The sequence below is a fragment of the Pseudomonas sp. NKUCC02_KPG genome (assembly GCF_019345465.1).
Classification (GTDB): domain Bacteria; phylum Pseudomonadota; class Gammaproteobacteria; order Pseudomonadales; family Pseudomonadaceae; genus Aquipseudomonas.
The window spans coordinates 359,972-384,732 of sequence record NZ_JAHKRC010000002.1; the positions used below are offsets into that span (position 1 = coordinate 359,972).

General features: G+C 59.4%; 21 protein-coding genes. 10 read left to right on the plus strand and 11 right to left on the minus strand.

Translation table 11 applies throughout. From position 1 onward, the window contains the following. Window positions 1–25: 25 nt before the first annotated feature. Window positions 26–1,321: an ATP-binding protein gene (locus KO536_RS04575; protein WP_133077620.1), complete on the minus strand. Its 1,296-nt coding sequence runs from the start codon at window positions 1,319–1,321 to the stop codon at window positions 26–28. After that, the gene (locus tag KO536_RS04580; protein ID WP_219261247.1) at window positions 1,318–3,504 is read right to left on the minus strand and encodes a TerB N-terminal domain-containing protein; all 2,187 of its coding nucleotides are present in this window, start codon (window positions 3,502–3,504) and stop codon (window positions 1,318–1,320) included. The genes KO536_RS04575 and KO536_RS04580 overlap by 4 nt, the downstream gene beginning before the upstream one ends. A gap of 276 nt (window positions 3,505–3,780) precedes the next feature. Here KO536_RS04580 and KO536_RS04585 point away from each other — a divergent pair, with 276 nt between their 5' ends. The 7 genes from KO536_RS04585 (at window position 3,781) to KO536_RS04615 (ending at window position 13,786) form a co-directional block, all read left to right on the plus strand. Then, complete coding sequence (locus KO536_RS04585; protein WP_374105686.1) at window positions 3,781–4,548, plus strand: HpcH/HpaI aldolase/citrate lyase family protein; 768 nt, start codon at window positions 3,781–3,783, stop codon at window positions 4,546–4,548. Between the two features lie 17 nt (window positions 4,549–4,565). Then, the gene (locus KO536_RS04590) at window positions 4,566–6,653 is read left to right on the plus strand and encodes a TonB-dependent siderophore receptor (RefSeq protein WP_219261248.1); all 2,088 of its coding nucleotides are present in this window, start codon (window positions 4,566–4,568) and stop codon (window positions 6,651–6,653) included. 75 nt (window positions 6,654–6,728) lie between these two features. After that, on the plus strand, window positions 6,729–7,928 hold the full coding sequence (locus KO536_RS04595; RefSeq protein WP_219261249.1) for an acetyl-CoA carboxylase biotin carboxylase subunit family protein: 1,200 nt from the start codon (window positions 6,729–6,731) through the stop codon (window positions 7,926–7,928). Further along, complete coding sequence (locus KO536_RS04600; RefSeq protein ID WP_219261250.1) at window positions 7,925–9,706, plus strand: IucA/IucC family protein; 1,782 nt, start codon at window positions 7,925–7,927, stop codon at window positions 9,704–9,706. The genes KO536_RS04595 and KO536_RS04600 overlap by 4 nt, the downstream gene beginning before the upstream one ends. Continuing rightward, window positions 9,691–10,833: an MFS transporter gene (locus KO536_RS04605; RefSeq protein ID WP_219261251.1), complete on the plus strand. Its 1,143-nt coding sequence runs from the start codon at window positions 9,691–9,693 to the stop codon at window positions 10,831–10,833. Before KO536_RS04600 ends, KO536_RS04605 begins: the two co-directional genes overlap by 16 nt. After that, entirely contained in the window at window positions 10,830–12,605 is a 1,776-nt protein-coding gene (locus KO536_RS04610; RefSeq protein WP_219261252.1) for an IucA/IucC family siderophore biosynthesis protein, read from the plus strand. The genes KO536_RS04605 and KO536_RS04610 overlap by 4 nt, the downstream gene beginning before the upstream one ends. Then, a complete protein-coding gene (locus KO536_RS04615; RefSeq protein WP_219261253.1) occupies window positions 12,602–13,786 on the plus strand; it encodes a type III PLP-dependent enzyme in 1,185 nt (394 codons plus the stop codon). Before KO536_RS04610 ends, KO536_RS04615 begins: the two co-directional genes overlap by 4 nt. Window positions 13,787–13,841: 55 nt before the next feature. Here the strand turns inward: KO536_RS04615 and KO536_RS04620 are convergent, their stop codons facing one another. From KO536_RS04620 to KO536_RS04635, 4 genes are all read right to left on the minus strand, one after another. Beyond that, on the minus strand, window positions 13,842–15,266 hold the full coding sequence (locus KO536_RS04620) for an MFS transporter (RefSeq protein WP_219261254.1): 1,425 nt from the start codon (window positions 15,264–15,266) through the stop codon (window positions 13,842–13,844). Between the two features lie 60 nt (window positions 15,267–15,326). Next, the gene (gene aroE / locus KO536_RS04625) at window positions 15,327–16,142 is read right to left on the minus strand and encodes a shikimate dehydrogenase (protein ID WP_219261255.1); all 816 of its coding nucleotides are present in this window, start codon (window positions 16,140–16,142) and stop codon (window positions 15,327–15,329) included. 265 nt (window positions 16,143–16,407) lie between these two features. After that, window positions 16,408–17,295 (minus strand): dihydrodipicolinate synthase family protein, encoded by an 888-nt coding sequence (locus KO536_RS04630; protein WP_219261256.1) that lies wholly within the window; start codon window positions 17,293–17,295, stop codon window positions 16,408–16,410. 26 nt (window positions 17,296–17,321) lie between these two features. Further along, window positions 17,322–18,104, minus strand: coding sequence for an aldolase (locus tag KO536_RS04635; RefSeq protein ID WP_219261257.1), 783 nt, complete (start codon window positions 18,102–18,104; stop codon window positions 17,322–17,324). Window positions 18,105–18,263: 159 nt separating this feature from the next. Between KO536_RS04635 and KO536_RS04640 the strand changes: the two genes are divergently transcribed. After that, a complete protein-coding gene (locus KO536_RS04640) occupies window positions 18,264–18,806 on the plus strand; it encodes a helix-turn-helix domain-containing protein (RefSeq protein WP_219261258.1) in 543 nt (180 codons plus the stop codon). A gap of 46 nt (window positions 18,807–18,852) precedes the next feature. Here KO536_RS04640 and KO536_RS04645 read toward each other — a convergent pair whose 3' ends face one another. Continuing rightward, window positions 18,853–19,323, minus strand: a complete 471-nt coding sequence (locus KO536_RS04645) for an FAD/FMN-containing dehydrogenase (RefSeq protein ID WP_219261259.1) — start codon at window positions 19,321–19,323, stop codon at window positions 18,853–18,855. A gap of 160 nt (window positions 19,324–19,483) precedes the next feature. Between KO536_RS04645 and yghX the strand changes: the two genes are divergently transcribed. Further along, entirely contained in the window at window positions 19,484–20,368 is an 885-nt protein-coding gene (yghX, locus tag KO536_RS04650; RefSeq protein ID WP_219261260.1) for a YghX family hydrolase, read from the plus strand. A 4-nt stretch (window positions 20,369–20,372) separates the two neighbouring features. Here the strand turns inward: yghX and KO536_RS04655 are convergent, their stop codons facing one another. Next, window positions 20,373–20,555 (minus strand): DUF1289 domain-containing protein, encoded by a 183-nt coding sequence (locus KO536_RS04655; protein WP_048361010.1) that lies wholly within the window; start codon window positions 20,553–20,555, stop codon window positions 20,373–20,375. Window positions 20,556–20,558: 3 nt separating this feature from the next. After that, entirely contained in the window at window positions 20,559–20,930 is a 372-nt protein-coding gene (locus tag KO536_RS04660; protein ID WP_133077635.1) for a hypothetical protein, read from the minus strand. Between the two features lie 421 nt (window positions 20,931–21,351). Here KO536_RS04660 and mqo point away from each other — a divergent pair, with 421 nt between their 5' ends. Continuing rightward, window positions 21,352–22,998, plus strand: a complete 1,647-nt coding sequence (gene mqo, locus KO536_RS04665; protein ID WP_133077636.1) for a malate dehydrogenase (quinone) — start codon at window positions 21,352–21,354, stop codon at window positions 22,996–22,998. Window positions 22,999–23,100: 102 nt separating this feature from the next. Here mqo and KO536_RS04670 read toward each other — a convergent pair whose 3' ends face one another. Both KO536_RS04670 and KO536_RS04675 read right to left on the minus strand, forming a co-directional pair. Further along, window positions 23,101–23,952: a CAP domain-containing protein gene (locus tag KO536_RS04670; protein ID WP_219261261.1), complete on the minus strand. Its 852-nt coding sequence runs from the start codon at window positions 23,950–23,952 to the stop codon at window positions 23,101–23,103. A 49-nt stretch (window positions 23,953–24,001) separates the two neighbouring features. Then, the gene (locus KO536_RS04675) at window positions 24,002–24,682 is read right to left on the minus strand and encodes a GNAT family N-acetyltransferase (protein ID WP_133077638.1); all 681 of its coding nucleotides are present in this window, start codon (window positions 24,680–24,682) and stop codon (window positions 24,002–24,004) included. Window positions 24,683–24,761: the final 79 nt, after the last annotated feature.

Sequence of the window (24,761 nt, forward strand, 5' to 3'; positions counted from 1 at the left end):
GTCGAGCAGGCTGAAAGAGCGGGAATCAGAGTTCGAAGGTGGCAAGTTCATCGTCTTGCTCCACGGTCAGGTCAGATGCGCCACCGTTGTCCCTGGCCACTTCAACGCTACCAATCAATTCGCGCCAGTCCGTACCCGGGTTCTGCTCAAGAATGGCCAGCAGGTTGATAAAGGCTGTGATCGTTGTGCGGGGTGTACGGAAATAGGCTTCACCAAGACGTTGATGACAGTGCGCCATAAATTGCGGCAAGGCTTCGTCGGGCAGCAAGTACTTCTGGGGATCCCCAGAGGCATACACGTGTCGCAGTTTTTGCAGCAATACGTAAAAGTCTTCAGGTGTCAGGCTGGTCAGGCGCAGAACCGGCCCGGACAAATCCACCAGGCCACTTTTGGCAAAGGCGTTTTCCGCCAGCCGGGATTGAAGGGCAGGGTAGCTGAACAAACCGCGGCGAGTATCCATCAGGAACTCAGGCGTACCCCCCAGGACAAAACCCAATCCTTGTGTGGATCCCTGCAAGGAGTCGTTGAGAATGCGCAGGATCTGTTCATAGTTGGCGTTACGGGCCTGGGTGTTGGCCAGCTTGTACAGGTTCACCAGCTCATCCAGGCAAACCATCAATCCGGCATAGCCGGCCAAACGCACGAATCGGGATAACAGTTTGAGCTGATCGTAGATCGAAGCGTCGTCAATAATTGTCCGTACCCCGAGGGCCGCTCGTGCGTCGGTTTTTGTCGAAAACTCCCCCCTCAACCACCGAATGGCATCTCCCTTGAGTTGCTCATTGCCCTCGTCAAAGCCACGGCAGTAGGCCGCAATCACGTGTGCAAAGTCATACCCGTTGACCATTTCAGTCAGCTCATTGAGGCGTGCTTGGATGACGTTTTCGGTACTAACGCCCGATGCCTTGGCTTCTGCTTTTGCCTGGGATATGAACTTTTCGACGATACCCTGCAGCGCGCCACCGTCCGGTTTTGCGCGAGTGGACATGTTTTTCGCCAGTTCGGCATAGAGCGACCGGGCCTGCCCGCCGCTGGCGTGCAAACGTCGGTCCGGGTTCAAGTCTGCGTGCAGGGTGACCAGCTTGCGCTCCATGGCAATTGCACGAACCAGATTCAGAAAGAAGGTCTTGCCTGCGCCGTATTCGCCGATTACTACCCGAAATGACGAGCCACCGTCCGCCAAACGATCCACGTCCTTGAGCAGAGCATCCAGCTCACCGACACGTCCAACCTGGATCAGGTGTTGACCCACGCGCGGTACAACGCCAGCACGCAGTGATTGAATAAGCGCATCGCGATCTTTTGTTCGAATAGTGCTCATAGGGCCAATTTTTCCAGAATGTCCGGGTTGATTTCGACGGGCTCTTCACCTTCGGTAATGGGCATGTCGAAGTGTTCATAAGCCAGTTCGTTGATATGTTCCAGAGCTCCGTCGAGCATCAACTCCATATCGCTGGCGCTGTCTTCCAGCTCTGAGCGGCTCCACTGGGGGCGGGAGAGCAGCAGCCTCAGGAATGCAAGATGGTCACCTTCTAGCCCCGGGATGATGACGGCGGCATCATCTTGCGTTTCGCTCACCGGGGGGGCTGGCTCAGGCTCGATGACCGGCTCTTCGGTAAACACTTTAGCCAGTAATGCCGAGACCGCCTCGGTTTCCCTCTGCAGCAGGGCGATGCGATCCAGATTGAGCACCACACCACCCAATTCAGGCATGAGTTGCGGTTCAGGGGTGGTCAGCGGTACGCCGAAGTGTTCCGAGAACGCCCGTGACGCAGTAGCAACATGCAAGTCGCCGTAAAGGGACTGAGGATCCAACTGAAGGACTTTGTAGACCCGTTCCAGTAGTTTCACCTCTTGAGCACTGACACAACCATCTGCCTGGGCAAGGCTCGCAAGGAAGTGGGCGATTGCCTGCTTCTCTGTGATTGCCAAGGGTTCTAGTCTGCTTTTGAGGCTTGCAAGCGTGGGGGGTTGTTGCAGTTGAATACCCAGGTGAGCTTTCAAACGCTTGCGCTGAGCAATGCTCAGATGCTGCCAGGCATCGATCTGGTTCAACAGCAGTGATACTTCTTCTGCCGATATTTTTCCGTCGGCAACCGTTACGGCGCTAGCCAGGTCCAGCGTCAGACACGCCGCGTTGTAAGCCGGTGTTGCCCGAAGTGCACCATCGTCAGGGAGTGTGACAAACAGGGCAATGCAGTCATCAGGCTTGGGTGTCCTGCTGCCCGCCAGCACGTCGGGCTCCATGCCTATTTGCAAGGATTCCAAAGCCCGGGCCATGGCCAGCAGCAGCGGGCGGGACAAAACACCGGCACTGTTGAAGCGTTTGCCCAGATCAGCAAACGTCATGACTTCCAGGTCATCTTCTATACGGGCTTTCAAGCGCTCCAGCTCATCGCGCAGGGTTGATGGCCATAGTGAGATGGGCAGTTGAAGTAAACCTTCAAGCTTCTGCGCGTTTTCAGGGTAACGGCCAATAAAACGGCTATACCCGTCCAGATCACTGGAGCAGCGGTCGAGCAAGAACTGAAGCTTTTTGCGATTCAGCGAGCTGGCTGTCACATCGGGAATCTCTCCCAAATCCATTACTGGGGCGCCAACCGCTCTCGAAGCGGTGCGGTAACCGTGCTTGAGCTTCGTTTTGTTATGGCTCAGCACAATGCCATCGGGATAGATCCGCTCAAACTCATCAATAAACAGAGTGGCCAGCAAGTCCGGGCAACGAGTTGCAGGGGTGCGTCGTGTAATGTCCGGGTCTGAGAGGGCCCAGGCCAAAGCCCATTGCCCGTTAACCGGATACTGATTGATAGCCATTTGCCCGAGGCCGACTCTCAGCCCCATTGGCATACTGGATCGCGCTGCAGAGGTGACTGGCGGAGAGTGTAAATACAGTTTTTCGTCTACTTGCGAATGGCCCAGATAATCCAGAAAATTTTCTGCATAGCCTCGCAAGGAGCTGTTTGAGCCATAGATGCCCAGCAGATGTTCGACTGCCTCAATAATATCCGGCAGGTCGTCAATAGCTTTTTGATCATCGCCTGTGTCTATCAGGGCGCGTCGCTCCAGCCCGTAGAAAAAGATGAACACGTACCCGATATCAGCCCGAGGATCGCAACGGCCCTCTGCCAGCCATTGCACATACCCGCGTCGAGCTTGTGCAGATATGGTTTTGTAGTCTGGCCAATAGGTCATCAATGATGAAGATGAGTCAACATTTTCAGGCCAAAGCTTGAGCCAGGTATTGATAAGCGATGGCTCACACAAGGCGGATTGGGGATCTACGCACAGCGTTGTGTAAATCAACCCACCCGGGATCAGGAAGTTGCCGACCGAAAGGGGTTGGCCTTTCTTTAACCAGCGCGCTGCGACAGCGCCTTCAGCAGACGCCGACGAGACCGAAGCCCCACTCACGCTTTGAGTGGGGGGAGCGGGGATTCTGTATGCCCTTGCAGGGCGAGTGCCAAGATTGATGGTGAAGAAGTCTGAGCTGGAAGTGCTTGCCATAGGGAGATTCTCAGATTCCAGAGCGCAATTGAGCCTTGCAGCTTGAATGATGGCTTATCGGCAGTATCGCTATTTATGTGCAAATGACCAAGCACTCCACAGCTCAGCGTCTGAAGTTCAAGAAAGCACTGGCGTTTAGCCAGCTATTTGCGACCAGCACCGTTTTTTTATGCGCTCCATCACGAATATCGCTATTCGATAATAAAAATCGTTTACACCTATCTGAGAATGATTATTATTGGCTTCAGTGTTTGCTCGCTCAAAGGACCTGTGTCAGTGATCAGAACTTCTCCGGTATTTTCCCGACTTCAAGACGGGAAGAGCGTCTACGGCATGCTCAACTCCCTGCCTTCACCCATGCTCTGTGAAATGCTCGCGTTTGCCGGGTATGACTTTGTAATCCTCGATCTTGAGCACTTGCTGCGCTCCGAAGAAGACCTCATGCATTGCATTCGGGCGTGTGAGGCGGCCGGTATTTCTCCCTGGCTGCGCCTGCCCCAGGTTGACGAAAAGCTGATCGGCAGGGCACTGGATGCCGGTATCGAAGGGATCGTCCTTTCACGTACCGAAAGTGCAGCGCACGTTCAGCGCGCCATCGAAGCCGCCCGTTTCCCGCCCTTGGGCAAGCGTGGAATCACCGGCGGGCGCATCACCGGATTCGGTCGTGTGCCATTACCCGAATACATCGAACTGGCCAACCACCAGACTCCCATCATTCCCATGATCGAAAGCCGCGCCGGGGTCGATGCCCTGGGCGACATCCTGCAATTGCCGGGGGTCGGCATGGTCATGGAAGGCGCGCTGGACCTGTCCCTTGATCTCGGTCTGGGGCCCGACCCTCTCAACCCTCACGTCTGGCAAATGCTGCAAGACATGGCTGACGCCTGCCTCGCCGCTGAAGTGCCTTTTTGCGCAAACCCCCGCACCGCTGAACAGAACGCGTTCTGGCGAGCCCGGGGTGTACGCAGTTTTCTGGCCGGTGAAGACCGCGGCTTATTGCACAACGCATTGAAAGCCCGCCTGCATTCTCTCCAACAGCAATAAAGAGTCGACGTAGATCAATGAAAACAACAACATACCTACACTTTTCACTCAGTCTCATCACGCTTGGCATTTGCCACGCCGCCCTGGCTGCCGATCAACCCCCTGCCAGCAGTCTGGAGCTGGCGCCCATGACGATTCAGGGTGACGTGCTCGGTGCTGCCAGCGATCAGGACGTGCGTACTTACGCCGGCAGTCGCAGCGTGGTCGATGCAAGCGACTTGAAAAAAGCCAGCGCCCGTGGCCTGGACGACGCCCTGCAACGGGTACCCGGAATCAAGATCTTTGACGAGACCGGCACCGGCGCCTTGCCGCAGATTTCCGTGCGCGGGCTCTATGAGAGCCGCAGCGGCCGGATCCAGGCCTTGTCCGATGGTATCCCCCTGGCCTTGGCGCCCTATGGCCAGACCGGTCTTTCGCTGTTTCCGATGACCATGGCCACGGTCGATCGTATTGATATCGTGCGCGGGGGCGCAGCGGTGCAATACGGCCCGAACAACGTTGGCGGGGTCATCAACTTCATCAGCAAGCCGATTCCCCGCGAGTGGGAAACCACGTTGCAGGAGAAAACCACCTTCAACCCTGGCGGGCGCCAGTTGTGGGACACCTATCTGGGCACCGGCGGCTACCTGACCGACAACTTCGGCCTGCAACTGGATATCAACACCCTGAGCGGCGAATACGGTCGCGAACACTCCGACACCGATGTCCAGAACTACCGCCTGCGCGGCCAGTGGAACATCGACGACGATCGTGACCTGAGTTTCGGTGTGCAGCACTACAAGGCCGACATGGACCTGGCCGGGGCACTCAGCGTGAAGGATTACAAGGCTGATCCGCGCCAGTCGACGCGTCCGCTGGACCGCTTCGAAGGCGATACCGATCGCGTGTGGGGCACCTACACCCAGCGCCTGGGTGCGATGGGGCCATTCGATTCCGTGGAAGTGAGCTGGACCAACTTCGCTCACAACAGTTACCGCAACTTCGTGGTCGGCCTGCCGTTCACCCCGGACGGAACGGCAGTCACCAAACAGGACGGTCCCCGTGACTTCAAGGTCTGGGGTACGGAGCCGCGCATCAGTGCCACGGTCGATGGCGACAACGTCGGCCAGACCTGGCTGCTCGGCGCCCGCTATGTCAGCGAAGACATCGATTACAAGGTCAACCGCCAGAGCCTCGCGACCGGCGTGACGGCGCCGTTCCGCGACTGGAAGTTCGATGACAACGCCCGTGCCTTCTACATCAGCAACGCCATCAGCCTGCTCGATCACCGCCTGACCATCACGCCGGGCGTGCGCTATGAAAACGCCCGCATGAATTACAGCGACGGCATCACCGGGTTCGAGCGCGAGAACAAATCCGAGGAATGGCTGCCGGGCCTGACCGTGGGGTATCAGGCAAACGACGCCTGGTATGTCTACGCCAACGCCCAGAAGTCCCTGCGTCCGCCCCAGGTCACGCAGATCGTCAAGGAAGGTGCTGTAGGTGCCGAACTGGCGTGGAACTACGAGACCGGTGTGCGCTATACCCCGTGGGACGGCATGCGCGTCGACTTCAACCTGTACCGCATCGACTTTGATGACCAGATCGCTTACAACGCCACGACCGACCGCTTCGACAACCTTGGCAGCACCCGTCACCAGGGTTTCGAGACCGATATCTTCTGGACCCCGCAAGCCATGCGTGATCTGGACCTGCATGCCGGTTATGCCTACCTCGATGCCAAGCAACGCAACGGAACATTCAAGGACAACGAAGTACCGTACTCCTCGCGTAACCAGTTCATGGTTGACGCCCGCTACCGTTTTGCCGAGCACTGGACCTACAACCTTGACGGCCTGTACATCAGCAAGGCCTACACCGATGCCGCGAATACCCGCGATGAAAATGCCTCGGCCAGTGTGGGTGAGCTGCCTGCTTACTGGGTCTGGAACACGGCCGTGGAGCGCGAGTTCCCGCTGGCAGACAAGAGCGTCCTGACCGCTTCTGCGGGCATCAGCAACCTGTTCAACCGCGAATACTATTTCCGCGGTATCGATACCGCCCCTTGGGGTCGTCAAGCCGCGCCCGAGCGTTCGCTCACCCTAGGCGTCAATTACCGCTTCTAAACCGCGCACACGCGCCTACGTCAACCAGTTGCCCGATCCTCAGGGACGGGCAACTGCTGCCTCCAGGAAACTGCCATGCAACGTCCATTCGTCATCCTTGCCCACGTCGCACATCCAGCCATTCTCGAGGGTTTCTTGCCTGCAGCCCACAAGCGCGGGCTGCCGATCGTGGTGATCACTGACCACGCCCAGGAACACCGGCGCCTGCTCGCCACCTCGCCCATTGCACCGGACCAACTGCACGTTATCGAGTGTGATGTGTTCAATCCGCTGGCTGTGATCGAGACGCTCAACGCCCAGGGTCTTCGCCCGGTTGCCGTGTTCTCCAACAGTGATCACCTGCAAACCGCAACGGCAGTGGTGGCCGAGGCGTTCGAATGCCCGGGCAAGGACTGGCGACTGTGTTATGCGGCGAAGAACAAGGCAGCCATGCGCGAGCGCATGCAGCGACTGGGTTTGCCCGGACCGTGGTTTCAGGTACTGACATCGAACACCCGGGTGCCGAGCGATGCGCCATGGCCAGTGGTCGCCAAGCCTCGTGAAGGCGTCGCCAGCCTGGACGTCAGGCTCTGTCACAACGCGGCCGAACTAAGCGCTTACTGCGAGCAGTTCTGGCAACAGCAACCGGACCGGGCGCTGTTGCTTGAAGCCTACATGGAGGGGCCGCTGTTCACCCTCGAAACCCTGGGCGACGGGCGTCATCTGCAAGCCATTGGCGGCTTCGACGTGACCCTATCTGCGCCGCCGCATTTTGTGGAGCTCGCCGCACGCTGGAACGGCCACCTCAGTTGCGCGCAGCGTTCTGCGGCGCTGGCACAAGTGGCTGCATTCGGGGTCAATTTCGGTGTGTGCCACAGCGAGTTCATTCTGACCGCCCAAGGTCCGGTACTGGTTGAAATCAACTATCGCAGTATCGGGGATGGCCGGGAGTTCCTGCTTGACCGCCTGCTGCCGCAAGGGTGGTTCGATCGTATTGTCGCGGTGCATTTGGGGCACGCCCTGAGCGCTGCGCAACCGGCGCAAGCCCAGGCCACCGTGCATTATCTGGTAGCCGACCGCAGCGGGCGTCTGGACCAGGCCAGCGCCAGTTTCAACGTCGAGCGAGAAGGGCACTGGTGTGATTACCGGGCGTTGCAGCATGCGGGGGATACGGTAACCATCAGCCATTCCAACAAGGACTATGTCGGTGTGCTGCGCCTGATCGCGCCGGATGATGTCAGCCTCGATGCGCAACTGAATTCGACCCTGAATGACCTGAAATGGGTGGTGGCATGAGCCTGCAACCAGAGGTCGCCGATCAGGGCTTCATCACCCGGCGCATCATCGATTGTTGCCTGCGCGAAGACATTCGCGGGGTTGTCAGCCAGGGGCAGGTTGGCCCGCTGCCCGAAGCGTTGAGCCCCTGTCTGGATCACCAGCCCGGCGCCCACTGGCTGCGTATCGCCCATTTGGGCGCCGACGAGCTATGGCTGCCCGTTGTCAGGGCCTATCCGTTGCAGGACTGGATCGGTACAGGCGACGCCTGGATCAAGGTTTCGTCGCAACACCCGGTCGAGGTCCAGCGCGGCTATTCGCTCTGGCTGGGGCATCTGAGCCAGGGGCTGGATGAAGAGAGCCTGACGCTGTTCGCGGCGTATCTGAAAGAAGCGGATTGCGCCACTGAACATCGGACCCAGTGCAATCAGGCTTACCTGCGCTTTGCACCCGAGCTAGGTCATGTGATTGCACTCAAGGACTGGTCCCGGCGGCTGCTGAAGATTGACCAGCTGGCGAGCTATCTGGATCACCCGTTCTATCCGACGGCGCGGGCCAAAAGCGGCTTCGACGGGGCTGCGCTCAAAGGCTACGCCCCGGAGTTTGCACCGTGTTTCGAACTCAACTGGCTGGCGATTCCCAACCAGGCACTGACCCTCACCAGCCCGCAACCGCCGCACTGGCCGGACTTCGAGGAGGTCGGCCTGTCACCGACCTTGCACAACAGCCATTCACTGTTGCCGGTTCATCCGCTGACCTGGGCCGAGCTTGAGCACCATGGCTTGCCTGAAGGCACACTCAAGGCTCCACGCACCGCCATGCAGGTGGAGCCCACGCTGTCCGTGCGAACGGTGGTGTGCATCGACCAACCGCAGTGGCACATCAAGCTGCCATTGCTGGTCAGCACCCTAGGGGCGCGCAATTTGCGCCTGATCAAACCGAGCACCCTGTATGACGGCCACTGGTTTCAAACCACCTTGCTGGCCTTGACCGAGCGCGATACGGCGCTTGCATCGCGGTATCTGCACGTTGATGAAAAGCATGGCGGACATGCCGACCAGAGCCGTCATCTGGCCTATATCGTGCGCCGCTACCCCGAGGGGCTGGAAAACACCACGCTCGTGCCTGTCGCTGCGCTGGCCAGTCCGCTACCCGATGGGCGACTGTTTCTCGAACAACTGGTCGAGGGTTTCTACGCAGGTTCATTGCACCACTGGCTCAACGATTATTTCGACCTGCTGCTGCAGGTCCATCTGAGGCTGTGGTTGCACTACGGCATCGCACTGGAGGCCAATCAGCAGAACGCCGTGCTGATTTTCGAAGAAGGTCAGCCATTGCGTCTGTTGATGAAGGACAACGACGCCGCGCGCCTGTGGCCTCTGCGCTTCGCTGCTGCCTGTCCGGATCTCGCCGACCTGCCGACGACGCTGCAGGATGAGCGCATTCGGGTCGACAGCACCCAGCCCTTGGCCGAGATGTTCTGCACCATCACCTTGCAGTTGAACATCGTGGCCATTGTCGAGGCCATTGCGGTCGCGGGGCTGGCCTCCCGGTCCAGCCTGTACGGTGCGTTGCGTCAGCGTCTGACGCACTGTCTGGAGCAGCTCGAAGCAGAAGGCATCAACTGTGACGATGCACGCCTGTGGCTGCTCGACAGCCCGAGGCTGCCGGTCAAATACCTGCTCAGCGCAGGCAGTCTGTTCAGCAAGGCGCATTCCGGTGCCAGTGACATCAACAAGTTCTATGGCTACAGCGCGGCGAACTTCCTGCTGGCGGAGGCGCCATGCAACGCCGTCTGATCATCAGCGTCCTGCTGGGGCATTTCCTGTCGGCGTTTACGGCGCTGGGGATTCCGCTGTACCTGCCGCGCATCCTCGCCGATCTGGCGCCCAACACCCCCGGCTGGGCCATTGGCGTGCTGTTTGTATTGCCGACACTCTGCACCGCACTGGCAGCGCCGATCTGGGGGCGCTGGGCCGACCGCAACGGCTGTCGCCTGTCGTTGCTGCGCGCTCATGCCGGGCTGTTTGCGGGGTTTCTGCTGGCAGGCTTTAGTCCCAACCTGACCGTGTTCGTCCTGGCGTTGATCATCCAGGGCACCTTCGGAGGTGCGATGGCAGCGTCCAACGCCTACCTGTCGACCCAGCTCAAGGGCGGGGACCTGTCCCGAGCCCTGAACTGGACGCAGTACTCCGCACGCCTGGCGATGATCAGTGGTCCGATTTTGCTCGGGCTGATGACCTCCAAAGGTCTGGGGTTGAGCCTTTACAGCTATCTGGCCTGGTTGCCGCTGCTGGCCTTTGTGCTGGTGCTGGCATTGCCCAACGACAAGCCCGGGCGGGCCCTGGACAGCAAAAAAGCCGAGGTGTTGGGCGAGCTGCCGCCCGATATGGCGCGGTTGCTGGCGGTGCAGTTTTTATTCAGCTTCGCGATGGTCGTCACCTTTCCCTACTTCATGCCGTTCGGCGAGCAATTGGGAATTGGCAGCGACACCTTGATCGGCGTGCTCTACAGCCTGCCGCACCTGGTGTACCTGCTGGCCTTGCCCTGGGTGCACAGGCATCAGGGCAACCTGCTGTTGCCGGGGCTGGCGCTGCTGGCAATCAGTAACGCACTGCAGTTCTGGAGTGTGCAGGCCGAGCCTTTATTCGCCCTGCGACTGCTCAGCGGGGCGGGCATGTTGCTCAGTTTTGTCGGGTTGCACCGCTGTCTGAGCCAGCGCAGCCGCCAGGGCAGTGCAGGGCGCCTGTTCGGTTGGTTCGACTCCAGCGGCAAATGGGCCGGAACCGCTGCCGGCGTCACCGCCGCCGTGGTCAGCCAGACCTGCGGCATTGCTTCTCCGTTTCTTGTTGCGTGCCTGGCGGCCATGACGGCCATGGTCCTGGCGCGACCTCTATTGATGACTTCCCGGGAGATTCCGGCATGACGTTCGCTAGCAGCCCCCCATCCCTGAACACCGTATCCCTGCATGACCATGCCCTTGATGGCGAAGCGCAGCGACATGCCATCGAGTGCCTGCTCAATTGCTATTTGCGCGAATACGCATTGCCACGCAATGAAGCCAGCCTGGACTATCAGGCACAGGACTTGCCGATGAGCCTGCGCCAGGGCAATGGCCGTTGCATCAGCATTCGCCTGTCAGGCGGCCGGTTGGTTGTACGCATCGACCGCGCCAGCCTGCTGGGTCGTTGTCACTACACCAGCGCCCCTTATTTCAAAGGCAATAACCAGAGCTGGCGCCCGCTGGACGCCCATGAACTGGCACGCCTGCTGTGTACCCCGCTAAGTGGCGCCGAACGCGTCGGCGAGATGTTGCAGCAAGTCGCCAACAGCCTGCAGATCACTCGTACCTTTCTGCGCCATTCCCGTCCTGCCAATCAAGCGACCGACAGCCTGCTGGCATCCGAGCAACATCAGCTGTGGGGCCACGCACTGCACCCGACCCCGAAGAGCCGCGAGGGTATTTCCCATGAGGATTTGCTGGCCTGCTCGCCGGAAGTCGGTGCGCGTTTTCAGTTGCACTGGTTCAAGGTCGATCCGGCGCTGATCAGGCATCAGGGCGAAGACCCGCGCAGCACCTTGCACGAACTGTCGGGGCGCGACGACGCCTATCCATGCCACCCCTGGGAAGTCGCGCGCATTCTCGCCGATCCGCTGGTTCAGCGGGCCCGGCAACAGGGGCTGATTGCCTACCTCGGCGTTCTGGGCCAGTCCATGTACCCGACGTCGTCGGTGCGCACGCTCTATCATCCGCAGCTGCCGTATTTCATGAAGTTCTCGATGCACGTGCGGCTGACCAACTGCGTGCGCAAGAACGCCTGGTATGAGCTGGACAGTGCCGTCGCTCTGACCCGGCTGCTCGGCCCTGTCATGAACGAGCTGGCGACGCAGCAACCTGGTTTCAGGCTGATGCCCGAACCCAGTGCCACCAGCCTGGACCTCAGTGCTTTGGGCACCCTTGAACAGGCCCGGGAAGTCACTGAATGCTTCGGCATCGTGTACCGGGAAAACCTTAGCGCCGCTGACCGCGAGCGCTATCAGCCGCAAGTGGCAATGGCCCTGTTCACCTGGGACCAGCAAGGTCGCAGCGTGTGCCGTGAGCAGGTACAGCGCTATGCCGACCGCGCCGGTTTGAGCATGGAGCACGCCACGCTGAACTGGCTGGATGCCTATGCCGCCCGGATGCTCGGCGGCGTGCTGTATTGCCTGTTCCGTCAGGGTGTGGCCCTGGAGCCGCACTTGCAGAACACAGTCATCGGTTTCGCTGAGGACGGGCTGCCAAGTCAGGTGTGGATTCGCGATCTTGAAGGCACCAAGCTGGTCCCGGAAATCTGGCCAGTTGAACGCCTGAGTGCACTGGATGAACGTACCCGAAACTCGGTGTATTACAGCGCGCAAAAGGCCTGGCAACGGGTGGGCTACTGCGCCCTGGTGAATAATCTGGGGGAGGCGGTGTTCCATCTGGCCAATGCCAGTGCTGAGCTGGAGCAACAGTTGTGGGCACGTATCGGCGAGCTGCTGCAGGCGCAATCAGCGTGTCTTGGCCACCCTCGGCAACTGCGTGAGTTGTGCGCCGGGGCGCCATTCCCGAGCAAGGAGAACTTCATGACACGCCTGATGATGCGGGCTGATCGTGAAGCCGGTTACACCCAGTTGCCCAGCCCGCTGGCAATCATTGAAAGGAGTCAATGCGCATGAACCTGCCTGCATCCGTCACTCACTGCATCGAGCAGCTCAAGGCTGAGCACGATGCGCCGTTGTGTGCCTACGTCTACGATCTGCCTGCCCTTGAACGGCACGTAAAGGCCATGCGTCAGGTGCTGCCCCGAAACTGTGAATTGTTTTACGCCGCCAAGGCCAATCCGGAAGCCCGGGTGCTGAAAACCCTTGCGCCCTGGGTCGACGGTTTTGAAGCGGCCTCGGGGGGCGAACTGACGTGGCTGCATGAGCAGTGCCCCGACCAGCCGCTGATCTTTGGAGGCCCCGGCAAGCTCGATCGTGAGCTGGATATCGCCCTGCAGTACAGGATATCGGCGTTTCATGTGGAGAGCGTGACTGAGCTGCGCAGCCTGGCACGTATCGCCCGCGAACGTGGCGTGCAGGCCCCGGTGATGCTGAGGTTGAATTTGAAGCTGGCCCAGGCACCCCGCAGCCGCCTGGTCATGGGCGGTAAACCCACGCCGTTCGGTCTGGATGAAGAGGGGCTCGCAACGGCCCTTCAAGTATTGGCTGAAGAGCCGTCCCTGGCGCTCAAGGGGCTGCATTTTCATCTGTTGTCGCACCAGCTGGATGTTGACGCGCACCTGGATTTGATCCGCAGCTATTGCCTGACCTTCCGCCAGTTGTGTACCGATCACAACCTGCAACTGCCGATCCTGAATGTCGGTGGAGGCATGGGCATCAACTATCAGGACCCGGCGCAGTCGTTCGACTGGCCAGGGTTCTGTCAGGGCCTGCAGGGGCTGATCGATGAGTTCGACATGGGTGCCACCCGCATCCGGTTCGAGATCGGCCGCTTTATCAGCGCTGCATGCGGCTACTACGTCATGCAGGTACTGGACATTAAAAGCAGTCACGGCGAATTCTTTGCCATAGGCCGCGGCGGTACCCATCACTTCCGCACGCCTGCGGCTCAAGGCCACGACCATCCGTTCACGGTAGTTCGAGGTGCGCAGCCCGCACAGATCAGCCATCAGAAGGTCACGCTGGTGGGGCAGCTGTGTACACCCAAGGACGTGCTGGCCCGAAAGCAGCCAGTGGCGCACCTCGCGATAGGTGACTTGCTGGTGTTCACCCTGGCGGGCGCTTATGCCTGGAACATCTCGCACCAGAACTTCCTGATGCACGAGCCACCCCTGAAGGTGTTTATCGAGGGTTGAAGCAGGGCAGTACGGCTGCGGGAGGGATCAGGCTCGCCCCCGCAGTCGATGAACATCACGGCACGACGGGCTGCGGTGTCACGTTCGTGACGCTATGGGCGGGCATCATTTCCCAGGCATCACGGGGCTCGTCCAGATCGCGGTTGAGGGTTTCCGGGGTCTTGAAGGTGGTGTACAGGGTAATCAGTGTCAGTAGCGACAAGTAGCAGGCAATCGGCAGCCAGGCGCCGATACCGGCACTGGCATCGTGGCTTGCCACGACCAGGGCTATCAGGCCTGCGCCAATCAGTGGCGCGATGCCTCCGGCGATCACGGCCGAAGCTTCCCTGGCGATCGATACGCCCATATAGCGGTGACGCGAGCCAAACAATTCGGGCATGAGCGCAGCCTGAGTGCCGAACATCCCCCATGTACCGATTCCCAGAGCGATGGAGATGGCAATGATGCTCGCCACCACGTTGCCCTGACTCAGCACCCACCACACCGGAAAGGCCAGTACCAGTTGCAGCATGGCAAAGGCCCGGTAGACCACCACACGACCAAAGCGATCGCTGAGCTTGCCGGCAATCGGCACCGTCAGCGCGCCAAGGCTGGCGGCGCAGATCAATGTCAGCACGCCCACCGGCCCTTGCAGACCCACCACGCCAACGATGTAGCTCACCGCCAGGGCCTGATAAATCGAAGATCCACCGTTCTCTCCCAGGCGCAGGCCAATGCCGAGCAGCAAGGTGGGCCTGGAGTGTTTCATTGCACTTTTAAGCGGGTTCTCACAGACGCGCTTGAGTGCCTTGAGGCGGATAAATGTCGGCGACTCCTTGAGCGACAAGCGCATATACAGGCCCAGGGCAACAATCACCACGCTGCTGAAAAACGGTATGCGCCACAGTCCGCTCTCCAGCACGTTGTCACTGCTGCTGATCACCATGAAGTACACCAGGGCCGCGAGAATGGTGCCCAGCTGGATGCCCAGGAACGGCAGGGCGGCATAGAAGCCGCGTCTGCCTTCGGGGGCGTACTCGGTCATCATGACGGCTGCGCCTGCCTGTTCGGCACCCGCGCCCAGGCCTTGAAGCAGACGCAGAACCACCAGCAGTACCGGTGCCAGGTAGCCCACTTGTTCAAAAGTGGGCAGGGCGCCGATCAGGGTGCTGGAAACACCCATCAGCAGCACCGTGGACGTAAGCACGAACTTGCGCCCTACGCGGTCTCCGATCATGCCGAACAGAACACCGCCCAGAGGCCGTATTGCAAACCCCAGGAAGTAAGTGCCGAAGCTGGCTATCAGGCTCATGGTGCGGGTCTGTTCAGGAAAGAACAGCGGCCCGAAAATCAGTGCTGCGGCCAGGGTGTAGAGAGCAAAATCGTAGTATTCAAGAGCACTGCCCAGGGAGCAGGCCCAGGCAGCGCGGTGCAAGTCTTTCTTGTGTGCTTGCGGTTCGGGGACCAGGTCAATGTCAGATGGAGAATGATCATGAGTCATGTTGGTACCTTCTGGTAGGTGCCTTTACGGCATCTTGTTATCGATAGGCAGCAGGGTTGCTTACAATTTCAGTCTCTGTATTTCCTGGAGCATGGCCTGCTCCATGATGTCGATGGGAGCGTCGTGTTCGGTGTACAACTCGATTTGCCGGCAAGCCTGGTGCACGAGCATGCGCGTGCCGCAAATCGTGGTGCAGCCCAGCGCGGCGGCTTGCAGCAGCAGGGCGGTCTGCACGGGCATGAACGCCACGTCCATGACAATCAGGTGGCTGGCCAGCAGGCCGTCCAGCGGGTTGCTGTCCGGTTGCTTGAAACCCACCGATGTTGCGTTGATGACGATGTCGAAGTCATGGGCTGAAAAGGCATCGACGCAGCCGCCCCATTGCGCACCCAAATCCTCGGCCAGTGCCTTGCCGCGCTCGCTGCTGCGGTTAAACACCGTGACCTGCGCGGCAGCTTGCAGGCAGCCGTAAACCACCGCCCGGGCAGCGCCACCGGCACCGATCACGGCAATCCGCTTGTTGTTCAGTTCGCAGACTTCCTGCAGGGCGCGCACAGCGCCCAGGTAGTCGCTGTTGTAGCCGGTGAGAACACCGTCGATGTTATTGATGGTGTTGACCGCACCAATCACCTGGGCGGACTCGTCGATCACATCCAGATGTGCCATGACAGCCGTTTTGTAAGGCATGGACACGTTCATGCCGCGTATGCCCAATGCCCGGATGGCCGCTACGGCGGCCACCGGGTCTTCAACGCCAAAGCAGACAAAGGTGTAGTCCAGGCCCAGCGCGGCGTAGGCAGCGTTGTGGATTTTTGCGGAGAGGGAAAACGGCGACCCCATGATCGAACCGCACAGGGTTGGCAGGGATTGGGGCATGGGTGCCTCCTTGAATTGGATTTATGAGTGGGGCAATGCCACCACTTTCAACCCCTCCCGGCCTTGAGTGCCAATCGTATATGGTGATGCCGTGATCACGGATCGTGATCACCAAAAGAGCGGTGCCGCTGGTGTTGGATGTTGTGTGCCATTAACCCTGCAAGTGCTGGAAGAGTTTTCGTCGTCGCAAGGATGGTGTAGTCGCTGAGGAGCGGAGCGAGGCTGCGAACGGACACCACATAAACCCAGAAAAATACCGGACTCATCAGCTCAAGGCGGCGATCAGACGTTCAAGCTGTTTGCAGGCGCCATCGTCCAGTGGCGATACCGGCAAGCGCGGGTTGCCGACGTCCAGCCCGGTGGTGCGCAAACCGGCCTTGATGGTTGCCGGCAAGCCACCCTTGAGGATGAAATCCAGCAGGGGTAACTGGCGGTAAAACAACGCCCGCGCCTGTATCAGGTCATTGGCCAGAACGGCCGCGTACAGCTCAAGATTGAGTGCTGCAATCAAGTTGGGGGCAGTGGTACACCAGCCCTTTGCGCCTGCGGCAAAGGCTTCCAGTGCCAGAGGATTGCAGCCGTTGTAAAACGGCACCTGGCCCTCGCCCAGCAGTTGCAGGCGGTGCATGCGTTGGATGTCTCCCGTGCTTTCCTTGACCATGGTGACGTTCTCCACGGCGTTGAAGATCCGCAGGATCAGCTCGGGCGACATGTCCGTGCCGCTGGTGGCCGGGTTGTTATAGAGCATGATCGGCAATTCGATGCTGCTGCCGATGGCCTGGTAGTGGGCCAGGATTTCGGCTTCGCTGAGCTTCCAGTAGGACGCAGGCAGCACCATGACCACATCGGCACCCCGGGCCTGGGCAAAGCGCGCGCGGCGTATGGCCTTGGCGGTGGTCAAATCGGAAACGCTGACCACGGTCGGGATCCGCTTGGCCACGTGCTGGATGCTGAAGTCGCACACCTGGTCCCATTCAAGGTCACTCAAGTAGGCGCCCTCGCCGGTGCTGCCCAGAGGCGCGATGGCCTGTACGCCGCTGTCGATCAGGCGGTCTATGGATTGCCCCAGGGCATCCAGGTCCAGGTGTTCGCCGTCAGCGGAAAAAGGGGTGATGGTATAGCCGATGATGCCGTGGATATCAGGTGTCGACATGTCAATGTCCTTGAGGGAAGTGGTGGTCAGTTCAGGCAATCGGCATGACGACGAAGGTTCTGGCGCACGTAATAGTTGAAGGCGGCGGTGTGGCGTTTGGGCCTGGCAATCCAGTCATGGGCTTCGCGGCCCAGCTCAGGCTGGATCGGCTTGATTTCACCGGCGGCCATGGCCAGCAATTGCAGCTTGGCGGCACGCTCGATCAACTGCGCAATCACGCAGGCTTCTTCAATGCTGGCGCCGGTCGACAACTGACCGTGGTGGGAAAGCAGCACCGCCCGTTTGTTGCCCAGTGCAGCGGCAATCAGTTCGCCTTCTTCATTGCCCACCGGCACACCCGGCCAGCCGTCAAGAAACCCGCAGTCGTCATACAGCGGGCACAGGTCCATGTGGGAAATCTGCAGCGCAACTTCCAGCATCGACAATGCGCTGACATGGGTAGGGTGGGTGTGAATGATGCAGTTTACGTCCGGGCGGGCCCGGTACACCCAGCTGTGGAAACGGTTGGCCGGGTTGGGCATGCCGTGCCCTTCAAGCACCTCCAGGTCCTCGTTGACCAACAGTAGATTGCCCGCGCTGATTTCGTCGAACCCGAGCCCCAACTGTTGGGTGTAGTAGGTACCGGGTTGCGGGCCGCGAGCCGTAATTTGCCCGGCCAGGCCTGAGTCATGGCCGTTTTCAAACAAGATACGGCAGGTAAGTGCCAGCTTTTGCCGGTCAGTCCACGTATTATCCGCCAGGGTGTGTTGCATCTGCTGCAGTGCTTGCTTGATCAATTGGTCCTTGGGGAGTGTTAGCGTCTTACCCATTAAGGTGTCCTCTGATGCGTTCAATAAGCGTCTAGTGCGCCGTTCACTCATCTCCGGGAAGGGTATGGGTGAATGCAAATGACACGAAAGATCATATATGACACATTGTGTCATTGGCAAGCATGAGTCGTTTCCTTTTTTGTGAGCTGGCCGTTTTTTATGTCTATCCGATTGAAATTGCTAAGAAAAAAACTGGGGATGAGCCTGGAGGTCTTGGCTGAAAAATCCGGCATGACCAAGAGCTATCTGTCGAAAATCGAGCGCGGGCTTAATACGCCGTCGATTGCGGCGGCCCTGAAGCTGGCCAAAGCGCTGAATGTGAAGGTCGAAGAGTTATTCAGCGAAGAAAGCGTCCAGCTCGACAGCTACAGCCTGGTGCGCAGCGATGAACGTCAATCGTTGGCGGCCAATGACCAGAGCCTGGGTTATGCCGTGCTGGCCCATCAGGTGGGTGAGCGCAGCATGCTGCCGTTCATGATCTACCCGCCGGCCGACTTCATCGACAAGGCCTTCAAGGAGCACGTGGGCGAGGAGTTTTTGTTTGTTCACGAAGGGCAGGTCGAAGTGGACTTCATGAACGAGCGTGTGTTGCTCAATCGCGGGGATGCATTGCATTTCAACGCGCAGAAACCTCACCGCATCCGTTCGGTGGGCGAGCAACAGGCACAACTGCTGGTGGTGGTGCACAGCGCTCAAGAGTGAGGCAGGAGGAAGGGGCCCGAAGCCGTGATGGCGGAGCCCCGGACAATCATTGAACCGGCAGTTTTTCCAGCGCCTCGCGCAACTCGTCAGCGGTAGCAAATTCTTGCTGGGAAACCAGGGTGCCGTTGTCCAGTTGCAGCCACAGCACCTTGTCTTCGGCGCCCGGGTAGTTGGCGGCAATGGTGCCGTCGCGGTCGAGGACCACGCGGTAGTTGTAGTCACGCATGGCGGGAATGGCGATGAACTTGCTGATCAGCGATGGCATGCGCTGAACATCGGCCAGGAACACTACATGGCGTGCTTCCAGATAGCCTTTAGCCTGGTTTTCAAGGGCCGCCTTGAGCAGTTTGGAACCGTCCATGTTGCGCGCCACCAGTAGAACCCGGGTTTTCGTGTCCAGGGTATAGGGCTGGTCGTGTTGGTCCTGCAGGGTCCAGGGCGTCAGCCGCTCGCCGATATTCGCCGCGAAGGCCTGCATGGACAGCACGCTCAACAGCAGCACAAGTGCAATTCTCACCGTTTGATACCCCTTCAGGTTGTGTAGTCGAAGCGTTGGGGCCCGACATGCATCGGGCATGGCGCGTATGGTATCCCACAGGATCAGGTAAAAGTTCTGAGACGCATTTAGCTACAAATTGCTCTATGGTTAAACACAACCGGCCATAGGAAGTGCACTGATGACTCGTCTTACCGCGAAAGACTTTGCCCCTGAGTTGCTTGAGCTTTATGACTACTACGCCCATGGCAAGATCAACCGTCGCGAGTTTCTGGATCGTGCCGCGCTGTTCACCCTGGGGGGGACGGCGCTTTCCGTGCTCACAGCCCTGAGCCCCAACTACGCGCTCGCCGAACAGGTTTCTTTTACCGACCCGGATATCGTGGCCGAGTACGTCATGTACCCCTCGCCCAAGGGCAACGGCCAGGTTCGCGGCTATCTCGTGCGCCCCGCCAAGGCGCAGGGCAAGTTGCCCGCCGTGGTGGTGGTTCATGAGAATCGCGGGCTCAATCCGTATATCGAAGATGTGGCCAGGCGCTTGGGCAAAGCGGGCTACATCGCCCTCGCGCCCGATGGCCTGACGTCAGTGGGCGGCTATCCCGGCAACGACGCGCAAGGCCTGGCGCTGCAACAAACGGTCGACCCGACCAAGTTGATGAACGACTTTTTTGCCGCGGTGGAATGGCTGATGCAGCACGACGCCAGTACCGGCAAAGTGGGGATTACCGGGTTCTGCTATGGCGGCGGGGTGGCCAATGCGGCTGCAGTGGCCTATCCGGAACTGGGGGCGGCGGTGTCGTTTTACGGACGCCAGCCCGCAGCCGATGAGGTCAGCCGTATCCAGGCACCGCTCATGCTGCAGTACGCCGGGCTGGATACGCGAATCAACGAAGGCTGGCCGGCCTTCGAACAGGCGCTGAAGGCCAACGGCAAACGCTATGAGGCGCATATCTACCCGGGGGTCAATCACGGCTTTCATAACGACTCGACGCCGCGCTACGACGAAGCCGCGGCGACGCTGGCCTGGAACAGGACGCTGGACTGGTTTGGCAAGTACCTGGCGTAAGGGCTCAGCTGTTCTTTTTGCGCAAACTCTTGAGCCGCGTGCTGGCGCGTTGCACGGCGGCCATTTTTTCCGGGCGCTTCATGCTCCGCCACTTGCGGATGTCTTCCTTGGTACGGCCGCAACTCACGCAGAGCTCGCCACTCAACTGGCAAACTGCAATGCACGGGTTTTCAATGTCTTTTGCCACAGATCAGCCACGCCCCGTTTGCTTCTGGGCCAGACGTTTTGGCCAGTTTCCACCACAGCTGCGCTGGCATTCTTCTTCGGAATCGAAAAACACGTGGGCCGATCCATTGCGTACTTTCACCTGGGCATCCGCCAATGCCCGGGCCGTCAGTTCACCCATGAAGCTTGCTTCTCCATCTGCCAGGGCGAAGTCTTTGCTGGCTTGCGTGTCGAATACCCAGACCACTTTCAGGCTGGCCGGGAAGGCCTCGTAGTCGACCACGTGAGTCAGCCAGACAAACCCCGGGATCTGTGTTTTGGCTGTTTCACAGGCCTCGGTCAGGGTGGTGATCAGGCGACGTTCGATCTGTGCCTGGGTGCGCTTGCTTAAAGACATGGGTGAATCCTGTTGATGGGCGGAGCAAAAGCGCGATTATACCTGACACGGGCGCTTGGCCACTGCAACGACTGCCACTTCGCCCAAAGTGCCACCTGAGGTAGAATGACGCGGTTAGTCGGCTGGCCGCAGTGGATCGTCGTGTCCACACCAGTTCCCCGGAAGGAGCTGCGAGCAGGCCGGACATCAAGGAGCCGCAAGTGCTGCACAAAAAATGTTACCCAAGTAGCTGAAGCCAAAACCAACAAGAGATCAGCGCCCAAGGTGCATAAAGTGAGGTCTGTAACGTGCACAGGCCTTATATATCTGCCCGTTCAAGGTTTGAGGGTCGGCTCGATTGCAGGCGACAAGCCTGTGGTGAGTCGAAGAATTTCATGCGCTGCGTGTCGGGTAGATGGCGTTTTATCTTAGGTACTACAACATGTTTAAAAAAGTGAACAAGGGGCTACTGGGCCTGGCGCTGACCATGGGGATTACCTCCGTGCACGCTGCCGAGCCTAAACACGTGGATGTACTGCTGATTGGCGGCGGCATCATGAGCGCTACTCTGGGTGTCTGGCTCAATGAGCTGGAGCCTGGCATGTCCATGGAGATGATCGAGCGTCTCGATGGCGTTGCCCTCGAAAGCTCCAATGGCTGGAACAACGCCGGTACCGGCCACTCTGCCCTGGCCGAGCTGAACTACACGCCAGAAGACAAGAACGGCAACGTTGAAATCCCGAAAGCCATTGAAATCAATGAAGCTTTCCAGGTTTCGCGTCAGTTCTGGTCGTGGCAGGTCAAGAACGGCGTATTGAAAGACCCGCGTTCGTTCATCAACTCCACTCCGCACATGAGCTTTGTGTGGGGCGATGACAACATCAAGTTCCTGAAGAAGCGCTACGAAGCCCTGCAGGCCAGCCCTCTGTTCGCGGGCATGGAATACTCCGAAGACCCGGTGCAGATCAAGAAGTGGGTTCCGCTGATGATGGAAGGGCGTGACCCGGCTCAAAAAGTCGCGGCCACCTGGTCCCCTATCGGTACTGACGTAAACTTCGGCGAAATCACGCGCCAGTTCACGGCTTACCTGCAAACCAAGCCTAACTTCTCGCTCAAACTGTCGAGCGAAGTTGAAGACATCAAGCGCAATGAAGATGGTTCATGGCGTGTGGTGTACAAAAACCTGAAAGACGGCACTAAAACCGAGACTGATGCCAAGTTCGTATTCATCGGCGCAGGCGGCGGTGCACTGCATCTGCTGCAGAAGTCCGGCATTCCTGAAGCCAAGGAATACGCAGGCTTCCCGGTTGGCGGCTCGTTCCTGGTCACCGAAAACCCTACCGTTGCGCAGCAGCACCTGGCCAAGGCCTACGGTAAAGCTTCGGTTGGCGCACCACCGATGTCGGTTCCGCACCTGGACACCCGCGTACTGGATGGCAAGCGCGTAATCCTGTTTGGCCCGTTCGCGACTTTCTCCACCAAGTTCCTGAAGGAAGGCTCGTACTTCGACCTGCTGACCAGCACCACGACCCACAACATCTGGCCAATGACCAAAGTCGGCATCGAACAGTACCCACTGGTTGAGTACCTGGCCGGCCAACTGATGTTGTCTGACGAAGATCGCTTCAATGCGCTGAAAGAGTACTTCCCGAACGCCAAATCTGAAGACTGGCGCCTGTGGCAGGCCGGTCAGCGTGTTCAGATCATCAAGCGTGACGAAGAGAAAGGCGGCGTGCTGAAACTCGGTACCGAGATTGTCAGCGCCAAAGATGGCAGCATCGCAGGTCTGCTGGGCGCATCGCCTGGTGCATCCACCGCGGCGCCAATCATGCTGACCGTGCTCGAAACCGTGTTCAAGGACAAGGTTGCGACGCCAGAGTGGCAAGCCAAGCTACACCAGATCGTGCCGAGCTATGGCACCAAGCTGAACGGTGATCCTGATCGCGTTGCTCAAGAGTGGGCCTACACGGCTGAAGTCCTGCAATTGACTCCGCCGCCGGCGATCCCGGCTGCAACTCACACGGCAACACCTGCTGCCGCGCCGGCCAAGCCTGCGCCAAGCAACCCAGCGGCTGACATGGCGCTGTAAAAAAACGGCCCCACCCGACACTGTTCGGGTGGGGCTGCTTTACCTCGCTACACCCCCCCCCTCGAACATCCTCCCCACAGCCTCTTACTGCGTGTCGTGCTCTTACTGAGTACCGAACAGGGCCGTCCAGTAAATCCCTGCGTCACTTTTCGGGTCTACTGCATAGGCTGCGCCCAACTCGCGAAACTCCGGGTTCATCACATTGGCGCAATGGCCAGGACTGGCCAGCCAGCCGTCGACCAGCTTGCGCGTGGTGTCTTGTCCGGCCGCGATATTTTCGCCGATCTGCTGGGCGATATAGCCCGCCAGTTCTGCGCGATCGCCCGGGGTTGAACCGTCGCGACCCTTGTGGTCGAAATAATTGTTGTTGGCCATATCCCGCGAGTGGGTCTGGGCTGCGGTTGCCAGGGTGGCGTTCCAGGTCAGTGGCGCGGCGGGGCCAAAGGCCTGCGTGCCGCACTGACGGGGTTGGTTGCGGGCGCTGTTGAGCATCTCCAGGACTTTCTGCCCTTCGGCCTGCCAGTCGCCCAGGCGTGCTGTGAGCAGGGGGCGGGCCAGTACGATGCGCCATTCACGCTGGTCATGGCTGACGCCAATATCGACAAACTGGGGGTCCAGTACCACGCGGCAGAAGCTTTCCTGCACGGCTTTCATGGCGGCCTGCGCATCACGGGGGCCGGAGAGATTGATCGCCTGTACGTTGACCATCGGGTATGCCGCCCGCCCGAGCGCTTCCTGCAAGTCACCAAAGCTGCTGGCGGGCAATACCAGCCGGGTGTCAGCGGACAGCGGCGGCAGCTCTTGCGAGGCTTGCCCCGCACACCGCTGGATCTGGCTGCGATACGCGTTGATCGAGTCGATCAGCTGTGACTCTTCGCTGGCGAGGGCCGAAACGCTGAACGCCAGCCCCAGGGTCAAGGCACCAGCACGGGCCAGGGTAAAGTGAGTACGCATACAGGTTCCCTCTCAACGTAATGCGCCCATGATGCGTTATTTCAGCGGCTTAGTCTTTTGCCTGGGCCACAAAGGCTTTTGCCCTGGCGGTCAGTTGATCGATCTGGCGATCGCGTTTTTTCTCGGCGTCCAGCATTGCCTTCTTGCCGTTGCGTTGCAGCAGGTAGGTGTGAATCTGGCGAACTTCGGTGGAGCTGTAGATCGCTGCGACATCGAGCACGCCCATCAGGCCGTCGGTGCTGTGATCGAGGGTATTCATCAACACTTGCGGGCCACGGGTGCCGATGACTTGCAGGCCCATCGCTGCAAATTCCCCCACCTTGGCCACGCTGCAAGTCAGCTCGGTATGGGGATGGCGCCGCACAACTTCCCCGACCAGTGCCCGGGTCACGCCCAGGTGACGATGGCTGGCCAATTCGGCCATGTAGGCGATGCCGCAGGCTTGCGGATCATCCTTGACGGGCAGATACAGGGCGAAGCCGGTCACTTTTTCCGGGTCTTGAGCGTCAGTCGCCACAATCAGCTCAACCGCAATGCCCCTGGATCCGTCGAGTGCTTGCAGGTAAAGGTGTACTTCAAAGCCAATGGCATATTGGTAAATGCTGTACAGAAGATTGCTGGGCGCGATCTCCATGGCGCTGATGTCGGTGAGGTGGTCGACGACGATCTGCAGAATCTGGCTGTTGATCGGCTCGCTGACCGGAGTATCGAAATGGGTGAGGGTGGTCATGGGCGTCAAGTCTCTGTAGTCGCTGACGAGGAACGAAGGCTGCGAGCTTTTAAAGATCAAAAGCTCGCAGCCTTCGTTC

Excerpts from the sequence above, each read along its gene's own strand:
- KO536_RS04660 (WP_133077635.1), bottom strand. The coding sequence starts at position 20,930 with ATGTCTTTAAGCAAGCGCACCCAGGCACAGATCGAACGTCGCCTGATC.
- mqo (WP_133077636.1), top strand. The coding sequence starts at position 21,352 with ATGTTTAAAAAAGTGAACAAGGGGCTACTGGGCCTGGCGCTGACCATG.
- KO536_RS04595 (WP_219261249.1), top strand. The coding sequence starts at position 6,729 with ATGCAACGTCCATTCGTCATCCTTGCCCACGTCGCACATCCAGCCATT.
- KO536_RS04605 (WP_219261251.1), top strand. The coding sequence starts at position 9,691 with ATGCAACGCCGTCTGATCATCAGCGTCCTGCTGGGGCATTTCCTGTCG.
- KO536_RS04590 (WP_219261248.1), top strand. The coding sequence starts at position 4,566 with ATGAAAACAACAACATACCTACACTTTTCACTCAGTCTCATCACGCTT.
- KO536_RS04580 (WP_219261247.1), bottom strand. The coding sequence starts at position 3,504 with ATGGCAAGCACTTCCAGCTCAGACTTCTTCACCATCAATCTTGGCACT.
- KO536_RS04575 (WP_133077620.1), bottom strand. The coding sequence starts at position 1,321 with ATGAGCACTATTCGAACAAAAGATCGCGATGCGCTTATTCAATCACTG.
- KO536_RS04610 (WP_219261252.1), top strand. The coding sequence starts at position 10,830 with ATGACGTTCGCTAGCAGCCCCCCATCCCTGAACACCGTATCCCTGCAT.
- KO536_RS04630 (WP_219261256.1), bottom strand. The coding sequence starts at position 17,295 with ATGTCGACACCTGATATCCACGGCATCATCGGCTATACCATCACCCCT.
- KO536_RS04600 (WP_219261250.1), top strand. The coding sequence starts at position 7,925 with ATGAGCCTGCAACCAGAGGTCGCCGATCAGGGCTTCATCACCCGGCGC.
- KO536_RS04615 (WP_219261253.1), top strand. The coding sequence starts at position 12,602 with ATGAACCTGCCTGCATCCGTCACTCACTGCATCGAGCAGCTCAAGGCT.
- KO536_RS04640 (WP_219261258.1), top strand. The coding sequence starts at position 18,264 with ATGTCTATCCGATTGAAATTGCTAAGAAAAAAACTGGGGATGAGCCTG.
- KO536_RS04620 (WP_219261254.1), bottom strand. The coding sequence starts at position 15,266 with ATGACTCATGATCATTCTCCATCTGACATTGACCTGGTCCCCGAACCG.
- KO536_RS04670 (WP_219261261.1), bottom strand. The coding sequence starts at position 23,952 with ATGCGTACTCACTTTACCCTGGCCCGTGCTGGTGCCTTGACCCTGGGG.
- aroE (WP_219261255.1), bottom strand. The coding sequence starts at position 16,142 with ATGCCCCAATCCCTGCCAACCCTGTGCGGTTCGATCATGGGGTCGCCG.
- yghX (WP_219261260.1), top strand. The coding sequence starts at position 19,484 with ATGACTCGTCTTACCGCGAAAGACTTTGCCCCTGAGTTGCTTGAGCTT.
- KO536_RS04675 (WP_133077638.1), bottom strand. The coding sequence starts at position 24,682 with ATGACCACCCTCACCCATTTCGATACTCCGGTCAGCGAGCCGATCAAC.
- KO536_RS04635 (WP_219261257.1), bottom strand. The coding sequence starts at position 18,104 with ATGGGTAAGACGCTAACACTCCCCAAGGACCAATTGATCAAGCAAGCA.